The organism is Novosphingobium sp. HNCC26BN242, assembly GCF_057180525.1.
Map to the genome: position 1 here is coordinate 163,081 of NZ_JBXUGM010000002.1, position 21,965 is coordinate 185,045.

Sequence of the window (21,965 nt, forward strand, 5' to 3'; positions counted from 1 at the left end):
CCTGAGCTTGTCGAAGGATGCCCGCGCCAAACACCGCACCTGCCCGACAAGCAGCCTTCCCCCCGGCCCTAACCCACCCTATATCGGTAACATGACCGATATCGACACCCGCTCGCTGCTCTACCGCTCTGGCCTGCTTTCGCCCGATGAAGCGCAGGCACTCACCGCCAATGCATTGAAATCGTGCGACGATGGCGAACTTTACCTTCAGTTCATCGCCAGCGAGAGCTTCGGCTTCGATGATGGTCGGCTGAAAACGGCAGACTATTCGCGCGACGCCGGATTTGGCCTGCGCGGCGTTTCGGGCGAGATGACCGGATTTGCCCACGCGAACGAGATATCGGCTGCGGCCATCGCCCGTGCCGGAGAAACGCTGAAGCTGCTCGATCCCGCGCAGGGCCAGCCCGCCCCGGCCCCGCGCAGCAGCAACCGCCACCTCTATACCGAAGCCTCGCCTTTGGATGCCGTACCGTTTGAGGCCAAGGTCAAACTGCTCGAATCGATTGATGCCGTCGCCCGCGCGCGCGATCCGCGCGTGGCACAAGTCTCGGCTTCCCTGGCGGGATCGTGGTCAGTTGTCGAAATCGTCCGCGCCGATGGCTTTGTCGCGCATGACGTGCGCCCACTGGTACGGCTCAACGTATCCATCGTGGCCGAACACAACGGACGGCGCGAAACCGGCTCCTTCGGCATCGGCGGCCGCCGCCTCTATGACGATCTGTTCGCGCCTGAAACGTGGAACCGCGCGATTGATGAAGCGCTGGCACAGGCACTGGTAAACCTCGAATCGGTTGCCGCTCCTGCGGGCGAGATGACCGTGCTGCTTGGCCCTGGCTGGCCCGGTGTGCTGCTGCATGAAGCGGTCGGCCATGGGCTCGAAGGCGATTTCAACCGCAAGGGAACCAGCGCCTTTTCGGGCCGCATTGGCGAACGTGTGGCTGCGCCCGGCGTAACCGTAGTCGATGATGGCACACTGCTGGGCGTGAATGGGCAGGGACGTCGCGGCTCGCTCTCCATTGACGACGAAGGCACGCCCACACAGGAAAACGTGCTGATCGAGGACGGCATTCTCAAGGGCTATATCCATGACCGCCTCAACGCGCGGCTGATGGGCGTGGCCCCCACCGGCAACGGGCGGCGTGAAAACTTTGCCCACGCCCCCATGCCGCGCATGACCAACACCTTCATGCGCGGTGGCAACGATGATCCCGCCGAACTGCTCAGCCGCGTCAAGAACGGCATCTTCGCCAAGTCGTTCGGCGGCGGGCAGGTGGACATCACCAGCGGCAAGTTCGTGTTCTCCTGCACCGAGGCCTATCGCATCGAAAACGGCAAGCTGGGCGCACCGATCAAGGGCGCCACGCTGATCGGCGATGGCCCCACCTGCCTCACCAAAGTCACCGGCATCGGCAACGATCTTGCGCTGGACGAAGGCGTGGGCGTGTGCGGCAAAGGCGGGCAAAGCGTGCCTGCAGGCGTTGGCCAGCCGACCTTGCTGGTCGAAGGGCTGACGGTGGGCGGAACGGCCTAAGAAGGGTTCCGGCGCTTCCTGCGTTGATTGGTCAGCACGGGTTCAGCCGACTCGCGCTATCGATCACAGATCGTTTTGAAAGGAAGCGCCAGTCATGAAGAATACCGCCAGCAAGATCGCTGCGGCACTGGCCGCCGGATCGCTGCTCCTCATTGGAGCCGCCGCCGACGCCCGCCCGCGTCTCACACCCGAACAACAGCTCGCCAAAACGCTCGAAGGCCGCGTCGCTGGAGAGCCGGTGAACTGCATCTACCTCCCCCGCGTCAACGGCACCCGCGTCTACGACAAGACGGCGATTGTCTATGAAGCGGGCAACACGATCTGGGTGAATCGCCCGGTTTCAGGCGCGGCCACGCTGGATGATAACGACATCATATTGACCACGCCGTTCGGATCACAACTGTGCAATGTCGATATCGTGCGGATGATTGATCGCAACGCTGGCTTCTGGCGTGGCTCGGTCGGGCTCGGCCAGTTCGTGCCTTATACCAAGGTGAAGACTGAAAAGGCGGGCTGACAGACTTGGAATAGCAGGCCTTGGCCGGGTAAGGCGGAGCCATGATGCTCCGCCTTGCCACCCTCGCCGATATTACCACCCTGTCCGATCTGGGCCGCCGTGCCTTCGTGGCCAAATTCGGCCACCTCTATAGCGCTGAAAACCTTGCGCGTTTCCTCGATGAAACGCATGCGCCTGCTACCATCTCGGCCCAACTTACCGATCCTGAAATGCAAATCGCAGTGATCGAGCAGGGCGGCAAACTCACCAGCTTCTGCAAGATCGTACGCACCAGCTCGCTACCACCCCACACCCCCGCCACCGCACCGATGGAGCTGAAGCAGCTTTACACCGACCCCGACCTGATCGGACGCGGCCACGGCGCGCGGCTGATGGATTGGGCGCTGGCGCAGGCGCGCGCGTGGGGCGCGGATGAAATGCAGCTTTCGGTCTATGCCGACAACCCGGAAGCCCAGCGATTCTATCGGCGCTACGGTTTGGAGAAGGTGGCAGACATCACCTTCGCCGTCGGCGACCACATTGACCCCGAATTCATGTTCGCCAGAGCGCTTTAGGCGCACTTAGGTGCGTTTAGGTGCTGCTAGGTGCATCTAGGTGCCTTTCAGGATTCACCGTTTGCGCCTATAAGCGCGTGCATGTCATCCATTCGTCCATGGCGCGATATCGCGCGTCGCAAGAGCCGCCAGATCATGGTCGGCACGGTCCCTGTCGGCGGCGATGCGCCGATCACCGTCCAGACCATGACCAACACCCTCACCTCCGATCCGGTCGCCACGATCAACCAGATCCGCCGGTGCGAGGATGCGGGCGCCGATATCATCCGCGTTTCGTGCCCCGATGTGGAAAGCACCGCCGCGCTCGGCAAGATCGTGAAAGCCGCGCGCATTCCGATCGTGGCCGACATCCACTTTCACTATCAACGCGCGTTGGAAGCCGCCGATGCTGGCGCTGCGTGCCTGCGCATCAATCCGGGCAACATCGGCAGCAACGCCCGCGTGGCCGAAGTGGTGCGCGCCGCCAAGGCCAATGGCTGTGCCATCCGCATCGGCGTGAACGCGGGCAGTCTTGAGAAAGACCTGCTGGAAAAATACGGCGAGCCCTGCCCCGAAGCGCTGATCGAATCTGCGCTCGACCACATCAAGCTGCTGCAGGACCACGATTTTCACGAATACAAAGTGGCGGTCAAAGCCTCTGATGTGTTCCTTGCGGTCGCCGCCTACATGGGGCTGGCCGACGCGGTCGATTGCCCGCTGCACCTTGGCATTACCGAGGCGGGCGGTTTGATCGGTGGCACGGTCAAGTCCTCGATCGGGCTGGGCAGCCTGCTCTGGGCGGGCGTGGGCGATACGATTCGCGTCTCGCTTTCGGCAGAGCCCGAAGAAGAAGTGCGCGTCGGCTTTGAAATCCTGAAAAGCTTGGGCCTGCGCACCCGCGGCGTCCGTGTGGTATCGTGCCCAAGCTGCGCGCGGCAGGGCTTTGACGTGATTCGCACCGTGGAAGCGCTGGAAAGCCGCCTCTCCCACATCAAGACCCCGCTCTCGCTCTCTGTCCTGGGCTGCGTGGTCAACGGCCCGGGCGAAGCGCGCGAGACGGACATCGGGCTGACCGGCGGCGGCAACGGCAAGCACATGGTCTACCTTTCGGGCGTGACCGACCACACCGTGCAGAGCGAAGACATGCTCGACCACATCGTGGCGCTGGTGGAAAAGAAAGCCGCCGAAATCGAAGCGGCAACCAGCGATGCCGGGAGCGTGACCGAGGCGGCGGAGTAGGGGCTGGCTTGGCCATGCGGAAATTGTTAGGCTCTCACCATGGGCAAGCTTGAGAAATTGTCGGTCGAAATTCCGGTGGAGTTGCTGGACTGTGCGAAAAGCGCTGTCGCCGGAGGCGAATATGAATCGATCGAGCAAGTGGTTGATTCTGCCCTGCGCAGCTGGATGATCAGGCGCGATGCTGAGCTGGCCAGAATTCGCGGACTGCTTGAAGAAGGCATCGCCAGCGGATTCGAGCCTTGGGACGGGGTTGACGGGATTATTGCCGAAGGCAGACGGATGCTGGCTGAGCGCAAGGCGTGACTTTCCGCATTGAGCGCGCCATCAAGGCGCGCCAAGACTTGCTGGGAATCTGGCAAAACATTGCGATCCACGACCTTGAAGCCGCCAATCGACAACTGGCTAGGATCGAAGAAGCGATCACCGCGCTCTCCGACTTTCCCAATATTGGCGCTCCTAAGGAAAATATCCTCGCCGGATCGCGAACGATCCTAAGGGCACCGCATCTTGTGTTCTACCGCGTATTTGAATCGGAACGGCTCGTGCAGATATTGAGAGTGCTGGACGGTCGCCGCGATCTGAATGCATTGTTTGTGGAATGACCCCAACTATCCGCCCCGCCACCGCCGATGATATCCCGCTGATCGCCCGCCTGATCCGCGCGCTGGCTGAGTATGAGAAGCTTGCCCATAAAGTACGGTTCGACGAAGCCGTGCTGACCGCAAAGCTGTTTGGCGCGCGTCCCTTTGCCGAAGTGGTGATCGGCGAGGTGGATGGCGTGGCGCAGGGCTTCGCCTTGTTCTTCCACAATTTCTCGACCTTTGAGGGCAAGCCGGGGATCTATCTGGAGGACCTGTTCGTGCAGCCCGAAGCGCGCGGGTCCGGCCTTGGCAAGGCGTTGCTATCGCACCTGGCGGGGCTGGCCGTGGAGCGCGATTGCGCGCGGCTGGAATGGTCGGTTCTCGACTGGAATGAACCGGCCATCGGATTCTACAAATCGTTGGGCGCAAAGTTCATGGACGAATGGACAGTGATGCGCGTGGATGGCCCCGCTTTGGCGCATTTGAGCGCAGAAGCTGGAAATATTGGCGCAAAAGCGTAGTATCGCACGTTCACGCCCGAGAAGGGGGCGGCGTGATACGGGGCTGGACATGACAATCGAGGTAAACAGGCGAACGGTTCTGACGGGCATTGCGGCCGGCGCCACTGCTGCCGTGATCCCGGCGCGGGTGGCTGCGGCGGTCTACGAGCCGAATGACCAGCATCGGCGCGTTCTGGAACTGGCCAAGGAAAAGGTCGAACAGCACCGCGCCGCGCTGTGGCGCACCGACATTGTCGGGATTGCCGATTTTGCAATGCCTTCATCGCTGCCCCGCTTTCACTTTGCCAATCTGGAACGGGGCGAAGTACGCTCGTTTCTGGTGTCGCACGGCCGCGGATCAGACCCGGAGCATGACGGATTTCTCAAGGCCTTTTCGAACGAGGTGGGCAGCCTTGCCACATCGCGCGGGGCCTACCTGACCAACGAATGGTACAAGGGCAAATATGGCACATCGATCCGCCTGACCGGCCTTTCGCCCGACAACACCAACGTGCTGGACCGCGCTATCGTGCTGCACCCGGCCTGGTATGCCAATGAAGACATGCTGGAGAAGTGGGGCAAGCTGGGCCGGTCGGACGGCTGCTTTGCGATGGGCGAGAAGGATTTCAACGAGGCGCTGTGGCACTTGTCCGGCGGGCGGTTGATTTTCGCAGACCGGCTGGGGTTGGGGTAGCTTACCGTCTTCTCTACTTTCATGCTCCCCCGCGAAAGCGGGGGCCTCAGGCCGTTTAAGCGAGCGTTCCGTAACAACACCGAGGCCCCCGCCTTCGCGGGGGAGCAGGCACTGTTTGCGGATCAGGGACGCGCCACCCGCCGCCCCTTGGTGCGGCTGGTCAGGTGCCAGCGCAAGCAGCGGTCGCAGTGATAGGCGTGAAGGACGAGGCCGCTTTTCAGTGCGGCCTCGGTGGCATCCTCGCGGCTCGCATAGCGGGCCTTGCGCTGGCAGACACTGAGCCGGGTCCTCACGTCAGAGGGGCCAGCTTACAGGGGATTATCCAGCTTGATCACTTCTTCCGTGCTCTTGCGCTGGGTGGTGTGCAATTCGCGCGGTTTGGCGAGGCTGGCGATCACCGGGGCATCGCGGTTGTAGACATCGGTGAACGAGCGCAGCATGCCGTTCACGTCTCGGGCTACGGTGAAATAAGTGATGTAGACCGGGAAGGTCTTGGTCATCGGCACTTTGGTATAGACCTTGGACGTATGCGCCAGCGCCACGTCCTCGGGCGTCATCGCCGCGCCGAGGATGCCCATTGTCATCGCCAGTTCCACTGCACCTTCCACACGGATGCAGCCGTGGCTGAGCGCGCGGACCGGCTGGTTGAAAGCGGCCTTGCTGGGCGTATCGTGCAGGAAGATCGCGTGTTCATTGGGCATGTCGAGCTTCATGCGGCCCAGCGAATTGTTGTCTCCGGGCTGCTGGACGACATAGATCGTGCCATCGGCCGTCTTGGTGACCTTGTAGCCTTCGCGCTCAGCCTGCTTGGGGTTGTTTACAAGCCGCGCGCCCAGCCCTTCGCCCACGACGATGGACTGCGGGACAGTCCAGGTAGGGTTGAAGATCACGCCTTCGACCGTTTCGGCCAGTTGCGGGGTAGCAGTGCGGCCGGGCTTGCCGACGACAACCTTGTAGCTCTTGATGATCCGGTTGCGCACGGTCAGCCGCAGCATCTGTTCGGGCACGTTGGTGAGGAGGTACTGAGTGCCAAGATCACGCGCCAGCCAGCGCCAACGGTCCATGTTGGCGCGGATTTGCGCGGACTGCTTGGCCGTGGTGGCTTTGGGCAGAGCATCTTTGAGCGCGGCATAATCGGGGTGGGTGGGCAGCAGCGCATCAAGCGCGCCCTTGATATCATGCTTTTCCAGCGCCGATGCGATGATCAGCTGGGTGGGGTTCATGTCTTGATCGGGATCGACCGCGAACCATTGCACGCGCGCGGGCATGGGCGTGCGGCCATCGCGCAAGTCTTCGATCAACCAGCTGAACAGGCGGTTGGCCGTCTCATCCAGTTCCGGGCTTTCACCTTTGACGATGGCGGCGGACAGCGCCTCGGGCTGATAGTCCTTTGGAAACAGGCCTTCTTTACCAATGCCCTTGATCGCCACCAGCAGCGCCTGCGCATCGGCCTGCGTCCAGTGCGGCAGCGGCACGGGTTCGGGTGCGACAGGTGCGGCAACTTCGGGCGGAAGCGGGGCAGGAGCAGCGGGGACGCTGGGCTGCACCTGCTTTGTCAGGTCAACCGGGGCGGCAGAGGCAGGCGCGGAACGCTGCGCAAGGGCCGAGGCCGGGGTCAGCAAGGAGGCGACGATCATCACAGCGATGCCCGACTTGCCGGAAAGGCCGGCCCCTTCGATGTCACGCTTCACGTTTGCAGATTCCCTGTAAGGTCTGGTCGGCAAAAATTTCGGACGGCCCATGCCGATGGTACATTGTGGTCCTGCCCCAAGCCGCCTGAACGATCAAGCCCGGCACGATTGTAGCCTGCATGATCAAGCAGTGTCCCTTTCTGCAGCCTGAATCGTGATGATGAACCGGCACGGGGCGAAAATGCGGTTTCGCACGGCAACCCGTTTGCTTATGGCCTTTTTCATGAACAGTCAGCCGCCCGGTCCAGTTCCCAAGTTGTTGTTACCGGTGCTGGCGGCCATGGCGGGCCTGGCGCTATTTTCGGTGATGGACGGGGTAATGAAAGCCGCATCGATTGCAGTGGGGGCTTATGCCGCGATGTGCTGGCGCGGGCTGGCAGGAACCGTGATCATGGCCCCGATCTGGCTGGTGCGCGGGCAAGGCTGGCCGGGAAAGGCCGCGTTGAAAGTGCATGTGCTGCGCGGTGTGGTCGCCTCCATCATGGCAACGCTGTTCTTTTATGGGATCGTACGGCTGCCTTTGGCCGAAGGTATCGCGCTGTCGTTCATCGCGCCGCTGATCGCGCTCTATCTGGCGGCGCTGCTGCTGGGGGAGAAAGTGCGGCCTGCCGCCATTGGTGGATCGGTGTTGGCGCTGGCGGGCGTGGGCGTGATTGCGGGCAGCAAGTTCGATGGCCCTGCCGATGCCGAAGCATTGAAGGGCCTGATTGCCACGCTGATTTCCGCCGTGCTCTATGCGTGGAATCTGGTGTTGCAACGCCAGCAGGCCCTGCTGGCACGGCCCGAGGAGGTGGCGTTCTTTCAGGCGCTGGTGCAGTTCGGGTTTCTGGGCCTTGGGGCGTGGTGGCTGGCGCCGTTTCCCGCAGGTGAAGTGTGGTGGTTGCTGATTGCATCGGCAGCAATGTCGGCAGTCTCTATCATGTTGCTGAGCTGGGCCTATGGCCGGGCCGAGGCGCAAGTGTTGGTGCCGCTGGAATATACTGCGTTCGTATGGGCCGCGATTGTGGGGTGGATCGCCTTTGCCGAGCCGGTAACGCTACCCATGCTGGCAGGGGTGGTGCTGATCGTGGCTGGGTGCCTTTATGCCACGCGCGCGGGTGCGGCAGCGCCTGCCCACTAACGCGGACGACGCACTATTGCTATTGAAATTCAATAAGCGATGGGAACCTGAAAATTGTGCTGCACCTGCGCAAAATGGGGGCTTCCCGCCCTTGACGCATGGCCGGTTTACGCGCATCGCGCACAGGCTTTCAGGCCGTAAACCGCCGCGCAGCCACCGGGTTTCTGGCCCAGGCTTTTCCCCGCGTGGCGCAACCGCATTGCGGCCGCGACACAGAGGGAAGACGCACAGCCATGACTCAGGTTGGACAGGATACACTCGGCACCCGCAGCACGATGAGCGTGGGCGGCAAGGACTTTGCCTACTATTCGCTTGCCAAAGCGGCAGCCCAATATGGCGACATCTCGCGCCTGCCCTTCTCGATGAAGGTGCTGCTGGAAAACCTGCTGCGCTTTGAAGATGGCGGCTTCACCGTATCGACCGACGATGTAAAGGCGGTGATCGATTGGCAGAAGAACCCGACCGACACGAACAAGGAAATCCAGTATCGCCCCGCGCGCGTGCTGCTGCAGGATTTCACCGGCGTGCCTTGCGTGGTCGATCTGGCCGCGATGCGCGATGCCATTGCCACGCTGGGCGGAGATACTTCGCGTATCAACCCGCTGGTGCCGGTCAACCTCGTCATCGACCATTCGGTGATGGTCGACGAATTCGGCCACCCGAAGGCCGCCGAACAGAACATGGAGATCGAGTACGAGCGCAACATGGAGCGCTACGACTTCCTCAAGTGGGGATCGAAGAGCCTCAACAATTTCTATGCTGTGCCCCCGGGCACCGGCATCTGCCATCAGGTGAACCTTGAGAACATCGCGCAGACAGTGTGGAGTTCGACCGACCAGAACGGCGTGACGGTGGCTTATCCTGATACCTGCGTCGGCACCGACAGCCACACCACGATGGTCAACGGCCTTGGCGTGTTGGGCTGGGGCGTTGGCGGGATCGAGGCTGAGGCCGCGATGCTGGGCCAGCCGGTTTCGATGCTGATCCCCGAAGTGGTAGGCTTCAAGTTCACCGGTGAGCTGAAGGAAGGCGTGACTGCAACCGACCTCGTGCTGACCTGCACCAACCTGTTGCGCAAGCATGGCGTGGTGGGCCGTTTCGTCGAATATTTCGGCCCCGGTCTTGCTGCGCTGAGCCTTGCTGACCGTGCGACGCTGGCCAACATGGCCCCGGAATATGGCGCAACCTGCGGCTTCTTCGGCATTGATGACAAGACGCTGGATTACCTGCGCCTGACCGGCCGCGAAGAAGCGCAGATTGCACTGGTCGAAGCTTATGCCAAGGAGCAGGGCTTCTGGATCGACCCTGCGGTTGAGCCGATCTTCTCCTCGACGCTGGAACTGGACCTTGGCACCGTGGTGCCTTCGCTCGCCGGACCCAAGCGCCCGCAGGACCGCGTGTCGCTTCCCGAAGTGGACGACGTGTTCAACGCCGACATGGCCAACACCTACAAGAAGGCGCAACAGCGCGTTCCGGTGGCGGGCATGGACTTCGACATCGGCGATGGCGACGTGACGATTGCGGCCATCACCAGTTGCACCAACACATCGAACCCCAGCGTGCTGGTGGCGGCGGGCCTCGTGGCCAAGAAAGCCAACGAACTGGGCCTGAAGCCCAAGCCGTGGGTCAAGACCTCGCTCGCACCGGGATCGCAGGTGGTGACCGACTACCTCGTGCGCGCCGGGCTGCAGGAGCATCTGGATGCGGTGGGCTTCAACCTTGTCGGCTATGGCTGCACCACCTGCATCGGCAATTCAGGCCCGCTGGCCGAACCGATCAGCAAGGCGATCAACGACAACGGCCTTGTTGCCGCAGCGGTGATCTCGGGCAACCGCAACTTCGAAGGGCGCGTTTCACCCGATGTGCGCGCAAACTTCCTCGCTTCGCCGCCGCTGGTCGTGGCCTATGCGCTCAAGGGCACGGTGATCGAAGACTTCACCACCACCCCGATCGGCGTGAGCAAGGATGGCGTTGACGTCTATCTGAAGGACATCTGGCCTTCGAACAGCGAAGTTGCCACCACGATGGCGGGCTGCATGGACCGCGCGATGTTCCAGGCGCGCTATGCCGATGTCTACAAGGGCGATGCGCACTGGCAGGCGATCAATGTGACGGGCAGCGAAACCTATTCGTGGCGCGCCGGATCGACGTATGTCGCCAACCCGCCGTACTTCGAAGGCATGAGCATGACGCCGGCCCCGGTGAACGACATCATCGAGGCCAAGCCGCTGCTGATCCTGGGTGATTCGATCACCACCGACCACATCAGCCCGGCAGGGTCGATCAAGGCTGACAGCCCGGCCGGCAAGTGGCTGATGGAGCATCAGGTCGCCAAGTCGGACTTCAACTCCTACGGCGCGCGCCGTGGCCACCACGAAGTGATGATGCGCGGCACCTTTGCCAACATCCGCATCAAGAACGAAATGGTCCCCGGCACCGAAGGCGGCTTCTCGCGCTATGGCGCCGAGGCTGGTTCGGTTTACGACGTGGCGATGAAGCACAAGGCCGACGGCACGCCGACGGTGGTGATCGCAGGCAAGGAATATGGCACCGGATCGAGCCGTGACTGGGCGGCCAAGGGCACGAACCTGCTGGGCGTGCGCGCGGTGATCGTCGAAAGCTTCGAGCGTATTCACCGCTCGAACCTGGTCGGCATGGGCGTGCTGCCGCTGCAGTTCAAGGAAGGCCAGAACCGCACCTCGCTGGGCCTGACCGGGGACGACACGTTCACGATCAAGGGTGTGGCAGGCCTCCAGCCGCGTCAGGACGTGGAAGTGGAAGTTACCCGCCCCGATGGCACCAAGCTGACCTTCACCGCACTGTGCCGCATCGATACCGCCAATGAAGTCGAATACTTCATGAACGGCGGCATCCTGCACTACGTGCTGCGCAAGCTGGCTTCGTAAGCGGGGGCTTTAGCCGAAACAGAAAGGGCGCGGGGACTGCGGTCCTCGCGCCCTTTTTCATTTCCCTTGATCCGTTCGTGTCGAGCGAAGTCGAGACACGCTTGCCCGACGCTACAGTGTCTCGACTTCGCTCGACACGAACGGATTTCTGGGGAGTGGTATCGGAACTCAGACGTCCGAGTTGCACCCACTGCATTCTGGGTCCTTGGCAATGCGCATCGTGCGCAGCGATGGCTTGAGGCCGTCGAGGATGTGCAACTGCCCCCATTGGGGATCGCCCAAGGTCGAGACGCCTTCCAGCAGCACGCGCATCGCGGCCATCGCGCCGAATGCGCCGACCATGCCCACCATCGCGCCCAGCACGCCCTGATCGGCACAGGTGTCGCAATCTTCGGCATCGAAAGCGTCGCCCACGAAGCAGCGGTAGCAGGCGTGATCAGGGCGATGTCCGGCAAAGTTGGCGACTTGCCCCTGAAAGCGTCCCAGTGCCGCGCTGGTGAGCGGCACGCCCGCCGCAACGCAGGCGTCCGAGACAGCAAGGCGGGTGGCGAAGTTATCCGAGCCATCGAGCACCACATCGGCCCCGGCGATCAGTTCTGCTGCGTTCTCACGCGTGATCCGGGTGAGATGGGCCGTGACCGCCAATGCAGGATCGAACGCCGCCGCCCAAGCCGCTGCAGCCTCGGCCTTGGACTTGCCGATATCGGCCTGCGTATAGATCGTCTGGCGTTGCAGGTTGCTCGCCTCGACCACATCGTCATCGATCAGCGTCAGGTGCCCTACGCCTGCGCCTGCAAGGTACTGCACCGCGGGTGAGCCGATGCCGCCCATGCCGACCAGCACGACATGTGATGCCGCAAGCCTTGCCTGTCCCATCGCGCCGACTTCTGGCAGGACGATGTGGCGGGCGAAGCGGTTCAGGCGGTCTGGGATCATGGTTTGCAGGTAGGGGCTGCGGCGGGAAAGAGGAAGGGGTTCACGCAGAGACGCAGAGAAGAAGGGAGGCGCGGAGGAATGTTGTGCTGGCGGCACAGCCGCAAGGAAATCTTTGTCCCGGCTCTGGAACTGAGCGTTGGTCGGCACTGGGGCCTGTCGGCCCGGCGCAACTCCTCTGCGGCTCTATTTCTTCTCTGCGCCTCTGCGCGAACCGTTTTGGACTTTAATCAGTCTTCCAACTGCCGCAGCAAGGTGCGCACATCGCCGTCCATATCGGCATCGCGCGTGCGCAGTTCTTCGATCAACCGCACCGCGTGGATTACAGTTGAGTGATCGCGGCCACCGAACTTGCGCCCGATTTCCGGGTAGGAGCGCGGGGTCAGGACCTTGGCGAGATACATCGCCACCTGACGCGGACGCACAACCGCACGGGCGCGGCGCTTTGAAGCCATTTCGGTGCGGTCGACGCGGTAGAACTGGCAGACGGTGCGCTGGATTTCATCAATGGTGATGCGGCGGCGGTTGGCCGAGAGGATATCGGTCAGCTGTTCCTCGGCCAGTTGCAGCGACACTGGCTGGCCGGTGAGCTGGGCATAAGCGATCAGCTTGTTGAGGCCGCCCACCAGTTCGCGCACATTGCGGTTGATCGTGCGGGCCAGGAATTCGATCACGTCTGCTGGCACTTGCGTGCTGTTGAAGCGGGCAAGACGATGTTCGAGGATCTTGCGGCGCAGTTCGATGTCAGCGGGCTGGATATCGGCCACAAGGCCCATCGACAGGCGCGAAAGCAAGCGCTGTTCGACGCCGTCCAGAGCCTGCGGTGCGCGGTCCGCCGCCACGATCAGGCGCTTTCCCGCGCTCATCAGCGCATCGATCGTGTGAAGGAATTCCTCCTGCGTCGAAGCTTTGCCGATGATGAACTGGATGTCATCGACCAGCAGCATGTCAAACCCGCGCAGGCGCGACTTGAACTCGATCATCTCGTTCGAGCGCATAGCCTGCACGAATTCGATCATGAAGCGTTCGGCTGAACAGTAGAAGATTCGCGCGCCGGGCTTGTTGGCAGCAAAGGCGTGGCCGATAGCGTGGAGCAAGTGCGTTTTGCCCTGCCCGGTCGAGCCTTTAAGATAGAGCGGCGAGAACTGCGGCGTTTCCACCGCAGCCATGCGCTGGGCAGCGTTGAGTGCCAATACGTTGGCAGAGCCGGACACGAACTCTGCAAATGTCAGCGACGGATCAAGGCCCGATTGGGCCGTGTCGATCATGGCCGGGCCGGTGTTGAGATAGGTAGGCGCGCGGGCCGGGGCCGATACTTCACCTCCTACGCGCATATCGGGCATCGAGCGCCGGCGTGGATGCACGGTGATGCGCACCTGGCGCACTTCGGAGCGTGCGATCTTCCAAGCCAAGCTGAGGCGATCAGCGAAGCGATCGGCAACCCAATTGGCGGAGAATTCGGTGGGCAGGAACAGGTCAAGTGTCCCTGTTTCCTTGCAGAAGGCACCAAGCTGAATTGGCTTGATCCACTGCGCATGCAGTTGCGAGCCGAGATCCTTTTTCAGACCCTGGCTGATATCGGCCCAGTCTGCTGCCAGATCCAGCGCTTCCTGGTCCTCAATCATATTGCTGTCACGTCCCTTCCTGCCTGCCCCACTGCGATCAGTAATGATCGCTGCGCCACTTGCGCTTGCCCCTGCGAAATCGTCCACCTTCACGCTTCGCTGCCCCGACTTCCTGACCTGAGCACCTCTCGCGGCATTCAGGCACAAATAACCACTAGCTGCCGCGCAGTGTGCGACAGGTCCTGTTCGAAAAATGTCCAGTGACACCGATTGGCAGTGATTCCCGCCGCCGGTGGAGCCTGTCTATTGGCCTAGGGGCCTATCGCGCAAGCGGGGGGAGCGCAAAAAAACTGAAATAAATGCCCTTGACTCCTGCTAACCCGCAGAGCTGCATTAACATACTGTATTTTCAGGATTTTTACTTATGCTCTCCACGTAGGCCATGCGAATCGCGTAGTTTCCGTGACTTGCTGCGACTGCACACTGTAACAATCCAGAATTGTCACATGAACAGATCGCAGAAATGAAAAGGGCCAGCGAAGAATTCGCCGGCCACGTTCCATGTTCCTGCTGAAATAACCACCATCACGCCCAAAGACGTTGGTCAGGAGCGATTCGATCAGATCCAATCTGGACCTGAGGATCACCCACAGTGGGGCAATCAGAGCGCGGAAACGCGCTTTGTCAGGCGCGACAGCTTGCGCGCCACGGTGTTCTTGTGAAGCACGCCGCGGGCAACACCACGGGCCAGTTCAGGCTGCGCAGCCTTGAGCGCTTCTGCCGCTGCCGACTTGTCGCCACCTTCGAGTGCCGATTCGACCTTCTTGACGAAAGTGCGGATGCGCGAGAGGCGGTTGCCGTTGATTTCGGCGCGACGATCATTGCGACGGATACGCTTGCGGGCTTGCGGCGTGTTGGCCATGGTTTTCCTGTTTCTCGTGCCTTGGCGGGCGCACGGGGCGGCCGCATGAAATCTGGTAGGATGGCGGAAAGTCCCGCCGGAAAGCGCGGCCCTTAGCGGTGGCGCACCGAATCGTCAACAGATTCGGCGCAAGTCCACTTTCAATCCGTCGCGCGGCTTCGGGATTGGCCATGCCTGCCATTGCGGATCTGCCCCTGTCTGCATGACGATCTCGAAGCGGGTCAGGATGTGACATGCCAGCAACTTCACCTGCATATAGGCAAAGTGCAGGCCAAGGCACATATGCGCGCCGCCGCCGAACGGCACCCAGGCATATTTGTGGCGCGCGGCGACCTTTTCGGGCGTGAAGCGCATCGGATCGAACACTTCAGGCGCATCCCAATGCGCCGGATCGGCATGGACGGCGGCCGGACTGATGCCGATGGGCGTTCCGGCCGGTATGTCATAGCCCCCGAAGCGGAAATCCCGCAGTGCGCGGCGGGGCATGTTGGGCACAGGCGGCATGAAGCGCAGCGCTTCCTTGAAGGCCATCTCGGTCAATTCCATCCGGCCAAGGTCTTCGTACGCCAGCGGCAGGCCATCCCCTCCGGTGACCGCACGTGCTTCGGCGCGCAGTTTGTCCTGCCATTCGGGATTCCGCGCCAGCTGCCAGAACAGCACCGTGGCCGAAGACGTGATCGTATCGTGCGCGGCCATCATCAGGAAGATCATGTGATCGACCACGACGTCTTCAGGCAGCAGCGAGCCGTCATCGCGGGTGGCAAGCGCGAACTGGCTGAACATGTCCTGCCCGGGATGGGCGCGGCGTTCGCGCACCAGCTTGCCGAAGTATTCGACCATCAGCCGCCGTCCGGCCACGCCCTTGCCCATCTTGGTGAACGGCAGCGGTTTGCGCACCACGCCGACCGAGGCCTGAACCATATCGACGAAGGCCTGGTTCAGCCGGTCCGCCTCTGGCCCCAGCGGCAGGCCGAGGAAGCTGGAGGCGGCGGTATCGAGTGTCAGCGCCTTGATCGCATCATAGAACTGCATATTGCCTTTTTCAGCAGTTCTGGCCCACGTGGCCATTGCAGATGCGATGCCGGAGTTTAGCACCGAGCAATAGGCGCGCATCGGTTCGGGCTTGAAGGCGATGGACAGCGCGCGGCGGTCCACCCGGTGCGCTTCGAAATCCATCAGCATCAGCCCGCGCGGGAACAGTAGGTTGAGCACCGGGCCCCAGCCCTGTTCGTTCGAGAACAGCTTTTCACGATCGAACAGCACCAGTTCGTTGGCGTCAGCTCCGACCAGATTTACCCCGCGCCGCCCGAAGCTGCGGGTGCGGAACACCGGGCCGTAGGTATCGACCATGCGCTTTTGGAAACCCAAGGGATCGGCGAGTTGCATCATCGTGGTGCCAAGCACCGGCCAGCCGTCCTCGCCGGGGATGTGATCCAGCTTGCTATCGTCCCCCAGCCGCACCCAGTGCGGGTTGGCCCGATCGGTATGCAGGTTCGTGTCGATTTCTGGCGCTAGACTGGCCATGCTATCTCCCGGCTTTTGCTTTAACCGGTCAATTAACACGCCTGTCAACGGCGGCCAAGAGGCTAGTTCAGATCCAGCCAGAGAGTTCGCGCCGAACCAGCGCTTCGAGCATGTCCATGCCTTCAGGCCCGGCATTCAGGCAGGTGAGCGCAGCAAAGTGCGTGCCGCCTGCCTCTTCAAAGTCTTCCTTGCCCCGGATGGCCAATTCTTCCAGCGTTTCGAGACAGTCGGCCGAGAATGCAGGCGCAGCGATCGCCACGCGGCGCGTGCCCTTGGCGGCTTCTTCCAGCAGCACGGTATCGGTGGCCGGCTCCAGCCATTTGGCGCGGCCAAAGCGCGATTGGAACGTGGTTTCCAGCCGCAGGCCGGGATGGCTGACGGCAAAGCGTTCGGCCAGCAAGCGCGAGGTCTTGCGGCAGTGGCAGTGGTATGGATCGCCCAGCAGCAGCGTGCGTTCGGGCATGCCGTGGTAGCTAAGCAGCAGCAATTCGGGTGTGAACGACAGCGCCGCCAGTTCCCGCGACATCTGCGCATGGAGCGCGCCGATCAGCGCAGGATCATCGAAATAGGGCGGCAGGGTGCGCAGCGCGGGCAAGCGGCGGCGGGCCTTGATCCAATCGGCCACGGCATCAAGCGCCGAGGCGGTGGTGGCGCCCGAAAAGTGCGGATAGAGCGGCGCGATCAGGATGCGTTCGCACCCTGCTGCCAGCAGCGCATCAAGCTCTGCCGCCACTGCCGGCGATTGATACCGCATCGCGTGGCGCACGATCACCGCATCGCCCAGCCGCTCTTGCAGTGCGCGCGCCTGTGCCTTGGTGATGGCGGCAAGGGGCGAGCCGTCCTTGCTCCACACCTGCGAATAGGCATGGGCGGATTTCTTGGGCCGGGTGTTGAGGATGATGCCGCGCAGGATCGGCTGCCAGATCAGACGGGGGATTTCCACCACCCGGCGATCCGACAGAAACTCTTTCAGATAGCGCTTTACCGCAGGCACATCGGGCGCATCGGGGGTGCCGAGGTTGACGACGAGAACGCCGATCTTGCCGGTAAGCACAACGGGATGATCGGCAGGGCGTTGCATCATGGTCCTTGAAATTGAGGCTCACAGGCCTTCGGAGATAAGTGGTAATCGTCGGAAGCGCACGCCCGTAGCCGAAAAAAGGGCGTTGGCGATAGCGGGCGCTACGGCAACCATGCCCAGATCGCCGGGATCGAACGGGTCCTCTTTGCTGTCGGCAAAGGCAATATCAACCTTGGGGCAATCGGCAAGCAGGGGTAGCCCCAATTGGGAGAGTCTGCCTGCAAGCGGCCGTCCTTTGGCATAGCCACTCGCCCCGCCGACCGCATGGGCAAGACCGAACATCAGCCCCCCTTCGATCTGCTGGCGCGCAAGGGCCATGTTCACGATTCGCCCGATATCGACAAAGGCGCTGAGCCGCTCCACGCGCACCACGCCCGCTTCGGCCCGCGCGGTGGCGACGACGGCGATCAGGCCTTTGCGCACCACGCCGCTGCCGGTGACCAGTTCCATCTGGTGGCAGGCAATGCCCTGGCCCGAAGCCTCAATCCCGCCGCCCCATTGCGCCAACCGCCCCGCCCCTTGCAGGCAGGCGACAAGGCGCGGCTCACCCTCCAGCATGCCAACGCGAAACGAAAGTGGCTCCTTGCCCGCCGCATCGGCGAGTTCATCGATGAAGCTTTCGGTGAAGAACGCGGTGTAGCCATGCGCCTGCCCCCGGAACCGCGCGGTCGGCTGGCGCAGGGCGAGCGGCACTTGATCCACCGCCTTTTCCGGGATGCGATAAAGCGGCATCGCCCCTTCGCAGGCCATTGGATCGGTCTGGTCCTGCAGGTCCAGCGCCTGTTTCACGCCCCAGCCATCGAGCAGTCGCGCGCCGGATTCGATGGCCGTTGCCGGAACCGCCAGCCGTGCGCGCCAGCCCAGCACGCGAGTCTTGTCAGGGCTGAGCGCGCCGTCCAGTTGCGCTGACAGCGGCGTGCGGGGGATGCCTGCCAGCGCTTCCTGCCAGCGCGAATAAGTAAGCTGCACCGGCTTGCCCACGACCTTGCAGATCGCGGCAACCTCAGCTGCGATGTGCGTATCGAGCCGCGCATCGAAGCTGCCGCCTGCATGCATCGGGTAGACGATCACATCGCCGCGCGAGACGCCTGCCGCCCGCGCCGCTGCGCGCCGTGCGCGTTCGGGGGCTTGGGTGGCGATCCACAGTTCCAGCTGGCCATGCCGCATCCGCGCGGTGGCGCTGGCGGTTTCGAGCGGGGCGTGGAAAGCCGCATCCACATCATAGCGGACCGAGAGCGCAGGCTTGGCCAGCAGCACATCAGGATCGCCTTCTGCCAACAGGCGCACAGGCTCACCCTTGGTCAGCGCCTTGTCGAGCGCGACGAGCACCTTTTCGCTATCAGCAATCGGGCCATCGGCGCGGAAGCGTGGCTCCATCGCACGCACCGCCTTGTCTGCCGCGTGCCAGCCGGTGGCAACCGCCGCGAGCCACCGCTTGGCTTTGACCACCGTGACCAGCCCGCGCACCGTTGCGGCGGCCTGCTTGTCATAGCTCGACAGCACACTCGCGCCTTGCGGTCCATGAGCGATTGCAGCGAAGACCATGCCCGGCAGCCGCACATCGCCCGCGAATGTAAAACTCCCATCGACTTTGGCGGGTAGATCGAGCCGGGGGTGGCGCGCAGGGGCGCCTTCGGGGAACTGGCCGGGAGCCTCACGCGGGGGTTCTGCCCGAAGCACCGGCACAGCAGGCGGATCATAATCCACCGCGGCATCGAGCAGTTCGGCAAAGGAGAGACGTTTCTTGCCATGGGTCACGAAGCTGTCCTTCGTATCGCATTCCTCCCAGCCGACGCCCCATTTTTCTGCCGCCGCCTGCGCCATCATGGCGCGCAAGGCCGCGCCCGCCTCGCGCAGAGGCGCTTCGAAGGCCGCAAGGGCGGTGCCATCGGCGGTGATCATCAACGGGCCGCGTTCGGCATGGAGCCGGGCCAAAGCGCCATTGGCATCCTCCCCCAGCGAGGCGAAGGCGGGCATCCACAGGATTGCCCATTTGGCCGATAGTATTGGGTCTGCATAAGCAGGGCTGATCGGCGCGGCCTCTACGGCCACCTTGCGCCAGTCCGCTCCTGCCTCATCCGCCACGATCTGCGCGACCAGCGTGGTGACGCCCTGTCCCATTTCGCACAGGGGCACGGCAACGGTCAGGATGCAGTCGCCCTTGCCGTCTGGTCCGCCCTTCACCTTGCCAAGCTTCAGGAAGGCATCGACGACATGTTCGTCCTTGCCCGCAACGAGCGGCACCGGGTGGCGGCGCTGCAGCAGCGGGAAGGCGATGAGCAGTGCGCCAAGGCCACCAGCGCCTACCCCTGCCCCCACCAGCAAGCCTCGCCTGGTAAGTCTTAGGGGCGTAAGGCGCATCGGCTTCAGCGCTTCCCGTCAATCCACGCGAGCACGCCGCGCGCTATCGAAAGGAACGCTTCGGCCTGCGGGGTGTCTCCAGCCGCCGGCGGATTGCCCGCATCGCTTTCGCGCCGGATCGCCATGTCCAAGGGCACGCGGCCAAGGAAGGGCAGCTTCATCAGCTTCGCCGCAGCTTCGGCCCCACCCACGCCGAACGGATCGCTCTCCTCGCCACAATGCGGGCAGATATAGCCTGCCATGTTTTCAACCATGCCGATCAGCGGCACCCCGCCCTGTTCGAACAGGCCGATGGCGCGGGTGGCATCCATTAGCGCCAGATCCTGCGGGGTGGAGACGATCACGGCGCCTGCGGGCTTGTGCTTGGCCAGCATCGTCAATTGAACGTCACCGGTGCCCGGCGGCAGGTCAACGACCAGAATTTCGGTATCGCCCCAGTGCGCATCGATCAGCTGGCCCAACGCATTGCCCGCCATCGGGCCGCGCCACGCAATTGCCTGCCCCGGCTGCACTAGATGCCCCATCGACAGCATCGGCACGCCCCACGGGCTTTGAATCGGGTGCATCTTGTTGCCCTCGGCCTCGGGCTTGCGACCTTCGGTCATCAACAGGCGCGGTTGAGATGGGCCATAGATATCGGCATCGACCAGGCCGACCTTGCGCCCCAGCCGCGCCATGGCGACTGCCAGATTGGCCGAGAGCGTGGATTTGCCAACGCCGCCTTTGCCCGATCCCACTGCGATGATCAGCCGCGCTTTGCGTTCGGCGGTCATGCCCAGCCTCAGATCGGCCACGCCTGCCTTCCGCGCGGCATCGCGCACGGCCATCTCCAGCTTGTCACGGTCCAGCCTCTCCAGCCCGCCCACTTCGAGCATGACTGAAGCCACGCTATCGGCCACTTTCAGCGTCTGCAGCCGGTCTCCAGCCACCTGATGAAGCGCATCTTGCAGCGCCTGTTGTTCGATGCTCACGCCATTTCCCTGTTATGCTCTTGTCCAGAGCCTTCCCTTTCGCCCCTAGCAGATGAATTTTCGGGAATGGACACTGTTTTTCGCAGCCAGCGTTCCTATAACGAATGCATGACAGATCTGGTTGGAATATTCGCGCGTATTGGCCGGGAGAAGGGCCTCTTCATGACTGGGAAGAAAAGCCCATGGGGTTCGGGCGGCGGTGACGCTGCGCCTTCGGGCGAAAGGGACGCAGGCGACGCGCCTGAAGCCCCACCTTCTTCCACGCCGCAGGGTGATGGCCCGCGCAATCCATGGTTGCCCCCGCAATCGGGCAAGCCGGCTGGCAACAGCGGACCCGGCCAGCGCCGCGGCCCGAACATCGAAGACATCTTCCGCAACCGCAAGGGCGGCGGCGGTGGTGGTGGACGCGGCCCGACCATGCCCCGCCTGCCACAACGCCCGGATGGTAAATCGTGGCTTCCGATCGGCATCGCCGTGGTGGTGGTGTTATGGTTATCGACATCGATGGTCCACCTGATCTCGCCCCAGGAAAAGGGCGTGGTCACCACATTCGGCGCCTACAGCCGCACGCTCGATTCAGGCACCGCGTTTACGCTGCCCTGGCCGATCCAGTCGGTTGCGGTCGAAGATGTTACCTCGGTCCGCAGCGAATCGATCCCCGAAGGTGATGGGGAAAAGCTCATGCTGACAGGCGATCAGAACCTCGTCGACCTCACCTATCTGGTCCGCTGGAACATCAAGGACCTCAAGCAATACATGTTCCAGCTGGCCGAACCGCAGCAGACCGTGCGCGAACTGGCCGAAGCCGCCATGCGCCAGTCCATTGCCGAAGTATCGCTGAACGATGCGATGGGATCGGGCCGCCAGCAAATCGAACAGAGCGTGCGTGATCGCATGCAGAACGTGCTCGATGCCTATCGCTCGGGCGTGGTGATCCAGGGCGTTGACATCAAGAAGACCGACCCGCCCACCAAGGTCGTCGATGCCTTCAAGGAAGTGCTGGCTGCCCAGCAGGATGCGCAGAGCGAAGTGAACCGGGCGCAAGCCTGGGCGCAACAATTGACCGCGCGTGCAGGCGGTGAAGCGACCGCCTTCGACAAAGTCTATGAACAGTACAAGCTTTCCCCGGAAGTGACCCGCCGCCGTATGTATTACGAAACCATGGAGCGCGTGCTGAGCCAGACCGACAAGGTCGTGCTCGAAGCGCCGGGTGTGCAGACTTATCTGCCGCTGCCCGGCCTGAAGCGCGCTGAACCCGCGCCGGCCCCCGTTGCTGCAGGAGGCCAATAAGATGAA

General features: G+C 62.8%; 20 protein-coding genes. 11 read left to right on the forward strand and 9 right to left on the reverse strand.

All coding sequences use genetic code 11. From position 1 onward, the window contains the following. Positions 1–91 precede the first annotated feature (91 nt). From tldD to AC2A1F_RS08420, 8 genes are all read left to right on the forward strand, one after another. The gene (tldD, locus tag AC2A1F_RS08385; RefSeq protein WP_484208324.1) at positions 92–1,531 is read left to right on the forward strand and encodes a metalloprotease TldD; all 1,440 of its coding nucleotides are present in this window, start codon (positions 92–94) and stop codon (positions 1,529–1,531) included. 94 nt (positions 1,532–1,625) lie between these two features. Then, complete coding sequence (locus AC2A1F_RS08390) at positions 1,626–2,048, forward strand: hypothetical protein (protein WP_484208325.1); 423 nt, start codon at positions 1,626–1,628, stop codon at positions 2,046–2,048. 41 nt (positions 2,049–2,089) lie between these two features. Then, positions 2,090–2,602, forward strand: a complete 513-nt coding sequence (locus AC2A1F_RS08395) for an N-acetyltransferase family protein (RefSeq protein ID WP_484208326.1) — start codon at positions 2,090–2,092, stop codon at positions 2,600–2,602. Between the two features lie 81 nt (positions 2,603–2,683). Then, positions 2,684–3,820, forward strand: a complete 1,137-nt coding sequence (gene ispG, locus AC2A1F_RS08400) for a flavodoxin-dependent (E)-4-hydroxy-3-methylbut-2-enyl-diphosphate synthase (protein ID WP_298283977.1) — start codon at positions 2,684–2,686, stop codon at positions 3,818–3,820. Positions 3,821–3,859: 39 nt separating this feature from the next. After that, positions 3,860–4,123 (forward strand): ribbon-helix-helix domain-containing protein, encoded by a 264-nt coding sequence (locus tag AC2A1F_RS08405; RefSeq protein WP_484208327.1) that lies wholly within the window; start codon positions 3,860–3,862, stop codon positions 4,121–4,123. Beyond that, positions 4,120–4,422, forward strand: coding sequence for a type II toxin-antitoxin system RelE/ParE family toxin (locus AC2A1F_RS08410; protein ID WP_484208328.1), 303 nt, complete (start codon positions 4,120–4,122; stop codon positions 4,420–4,422). Before AC2A1F_RS08405 ends, AC2A1F_RS08410 begins: the two co-directional genes overlap by 4 nt. After that, positions 4,419–4,922, forward strand: coding sequence for an N-acetyltransferase family protein (locus AC2A1F_RS08415; protein ID WP_484208329.1), 504 nt, complete (start codon positions 4,419–4,421; stop codon positions 4,920–4,922). Before AC2A1F_RS08410 ends, AC2A1F_RS08415 begins: the two co-directional genes overlap by 4 nt. Before the next feature lie 49 nt (positions 4,923–4,971). Beyond that, the gene (locus AC2A1F_RS08420) at positions 4,972–5,595 is read left to right on the forward strand and encodes a murein L,D-transpeptidase catalytic domain-containing protein (protein ID WP_484208330.1); all 624 of its coding nucleotides are present in this window, start codon (positions 4,972–4,974) and stop codon (positions 5,593–5,595) included. A 122-nt stretch (positions 5,596–5,717) separates the two neighbouring features. Here the strand turns inward: AC2A1F_RS08420 and AC2A1F_RS08425 are convergent, their stop codons facing one another. Both AC2A1F_RS08425 and AC2A1F_RS08430 read right to left on the reverse strand, forming a co-directional pair. Beyond that, positions 5,718–5,888 (reverse strand): hypothetical protein, encoded by a 171-nt coding sequence (locus AC2A1F_RS08425; RefSeq protein WP_484208331.1) that lies wholly within the window; start codon positions 5,886–5,888, stop codon positions 5,718–5,720. Positions 5,889–5,903: 15 nt separating this feature from the next. Then, entirely contained in the window at positions 5,904–7,232 is a 1,329-nt protein-coding gene (locus AC2A1F_RS08430) for a L,D-transpeptidase family protein (protein WP_484209001.1), read from the reverse strand. 277 nt (positions 7,233–7,509) lie between these two features. Here AC2A1F_RS08430 and AC2A1F_RS08435 point away from each other — a divergent pair, with 277 nt between their 5' ends. After that, entirely contained in the window at positions 7,510–8,406 is an 897-nt protein-coding gene (locus tag AC2A1F_RS08435) for a DMT family transporter (protein ID WP_484208332.1), read from the forward strand. A 233-nt stretch (positions 8,407–8,639) separates the two neighbouring features. Further along, the gene (gene acnA, locus AC2A1F_RS08440) at positions 8,640–11,312 is read left to right on the forward strand and encodes an aconitate hydratase AcnA (RefSeq protein ID WP_484209002.1); all 2,673 of its coding nucleotides are present in this window, start codon (positions 8,640–8,642) and stop codon (positions 11,310–11,312) included. Between the two features lie 168 nt (positions 11,313–11,480). Here the strand turns inward: acnA and AC2A1F_RS08445 are convergent, their stop codons facing one another. The 7 genes from AC2A1F_RS08445 to AC2A1F_RS08475 all read right to left on the reverse strand — a co-directional run bounded on the left by AC2A1F_RS08445 (position 11,481) and on the right by AC2A1F_RS08475 (position 20,471). Beyond that, complete coding sequence (locus AC2A1F_RS08445) at positions 11,481–12,248, reverse strand: HesA/MoeB/ThiF family protein (RefSeq protein WP_484208333.1); 768 nt, start codon at positions 12,246–12,248, stop codon at positions 11,481–11,483. Positions 12,249–12,475: 227 nt separating this feature from the next. Next, entirely contained in the window at positions 12,476–13,870 is a 1,395-nt protein-coding gene (dnaA, locus tag AC2A1F_RS08450; protein ID WP_484208334.1) for a chromosomal replication initiator protein DnaA, read from the reverse strand. 601 nt (positions 13,871–14,471) lie between these two features. Next, entirely contained in the window at positions 14,472–14,732 is a 261-nt protein-coding gene (gene rpsT / locus AC2A1F_RS08455) for a 30S ribosomal protein S20 (RefSeq protein ID WP_484208335.1), read from the reverse strand. Positions 14,733–14,846: 114 nt separating this feature from the next. Then, positions 14,847–16,256, reverse strand: a complete 1,410-nt coding sequence (locus AC2A1F_RS08460; protein WP_484208336.1) for a cytochrome P450 — start codon at positions 16,254–16,256, stop codon at positions 14,847–14,849. Between the two features lie 67 nt (positions 16,257–16,323). Continuing rightward, on the reverse strand, positions 16,324–17,337 hold the full coding sequence (gene hemH, locus AC2A1F_RS08465) for a ferrochelatase (RefSeq protein ID WP_484209003.1): 1,014 nt from the start codon (positions 17,335–17,337) through the stop codon (positions 16,324–16,326). 21 nt (positions 17,338–17,358) lie between these two features. Next, on the reverse strand, positions 17,359–19,656 hold the full coding sequence (locus AC2A1F_RS08470) for a molybdopterin cofactor-binding domain-containing protein (RefSeq protein ID WP_484209004.1): 2,298 nt from the start codon (positions 19,654–19,656) through the stop codon (positions 17,359–17,361). 47 nt (positions 19,657–19,703) lie between these two features. Next, on the reverse strand, positions 19,704–20,471 hold the full coding sequence (locus AC2A1F_RS08475) for an Mrp/NBP35 family ATP-binding protein (RefSeq protein WP_484209005.1): 768 nt from the start codon (positions 20,469–20,471) through the stop codon (positions 19,704–19,706). Positions 20,472–20,831: 360 nt separating this feature from the next. Here AC2A1F_RS08475 and hflK point away from each other — a divergent pair, with 360 nt between their 5' ends. Further along, a complete protein-coding gene (hflK, locus tag AC2A1F_RS08480) occupies positions 20,832–21,959 on the forward strand; it encodes a protease modulator HflK (RefSeq protein WP_484208337.1) in 1,128 nt (375 codons plus the stop codon). Positions 21,960–21,965 lie beyond the last annotated feature (6 nt).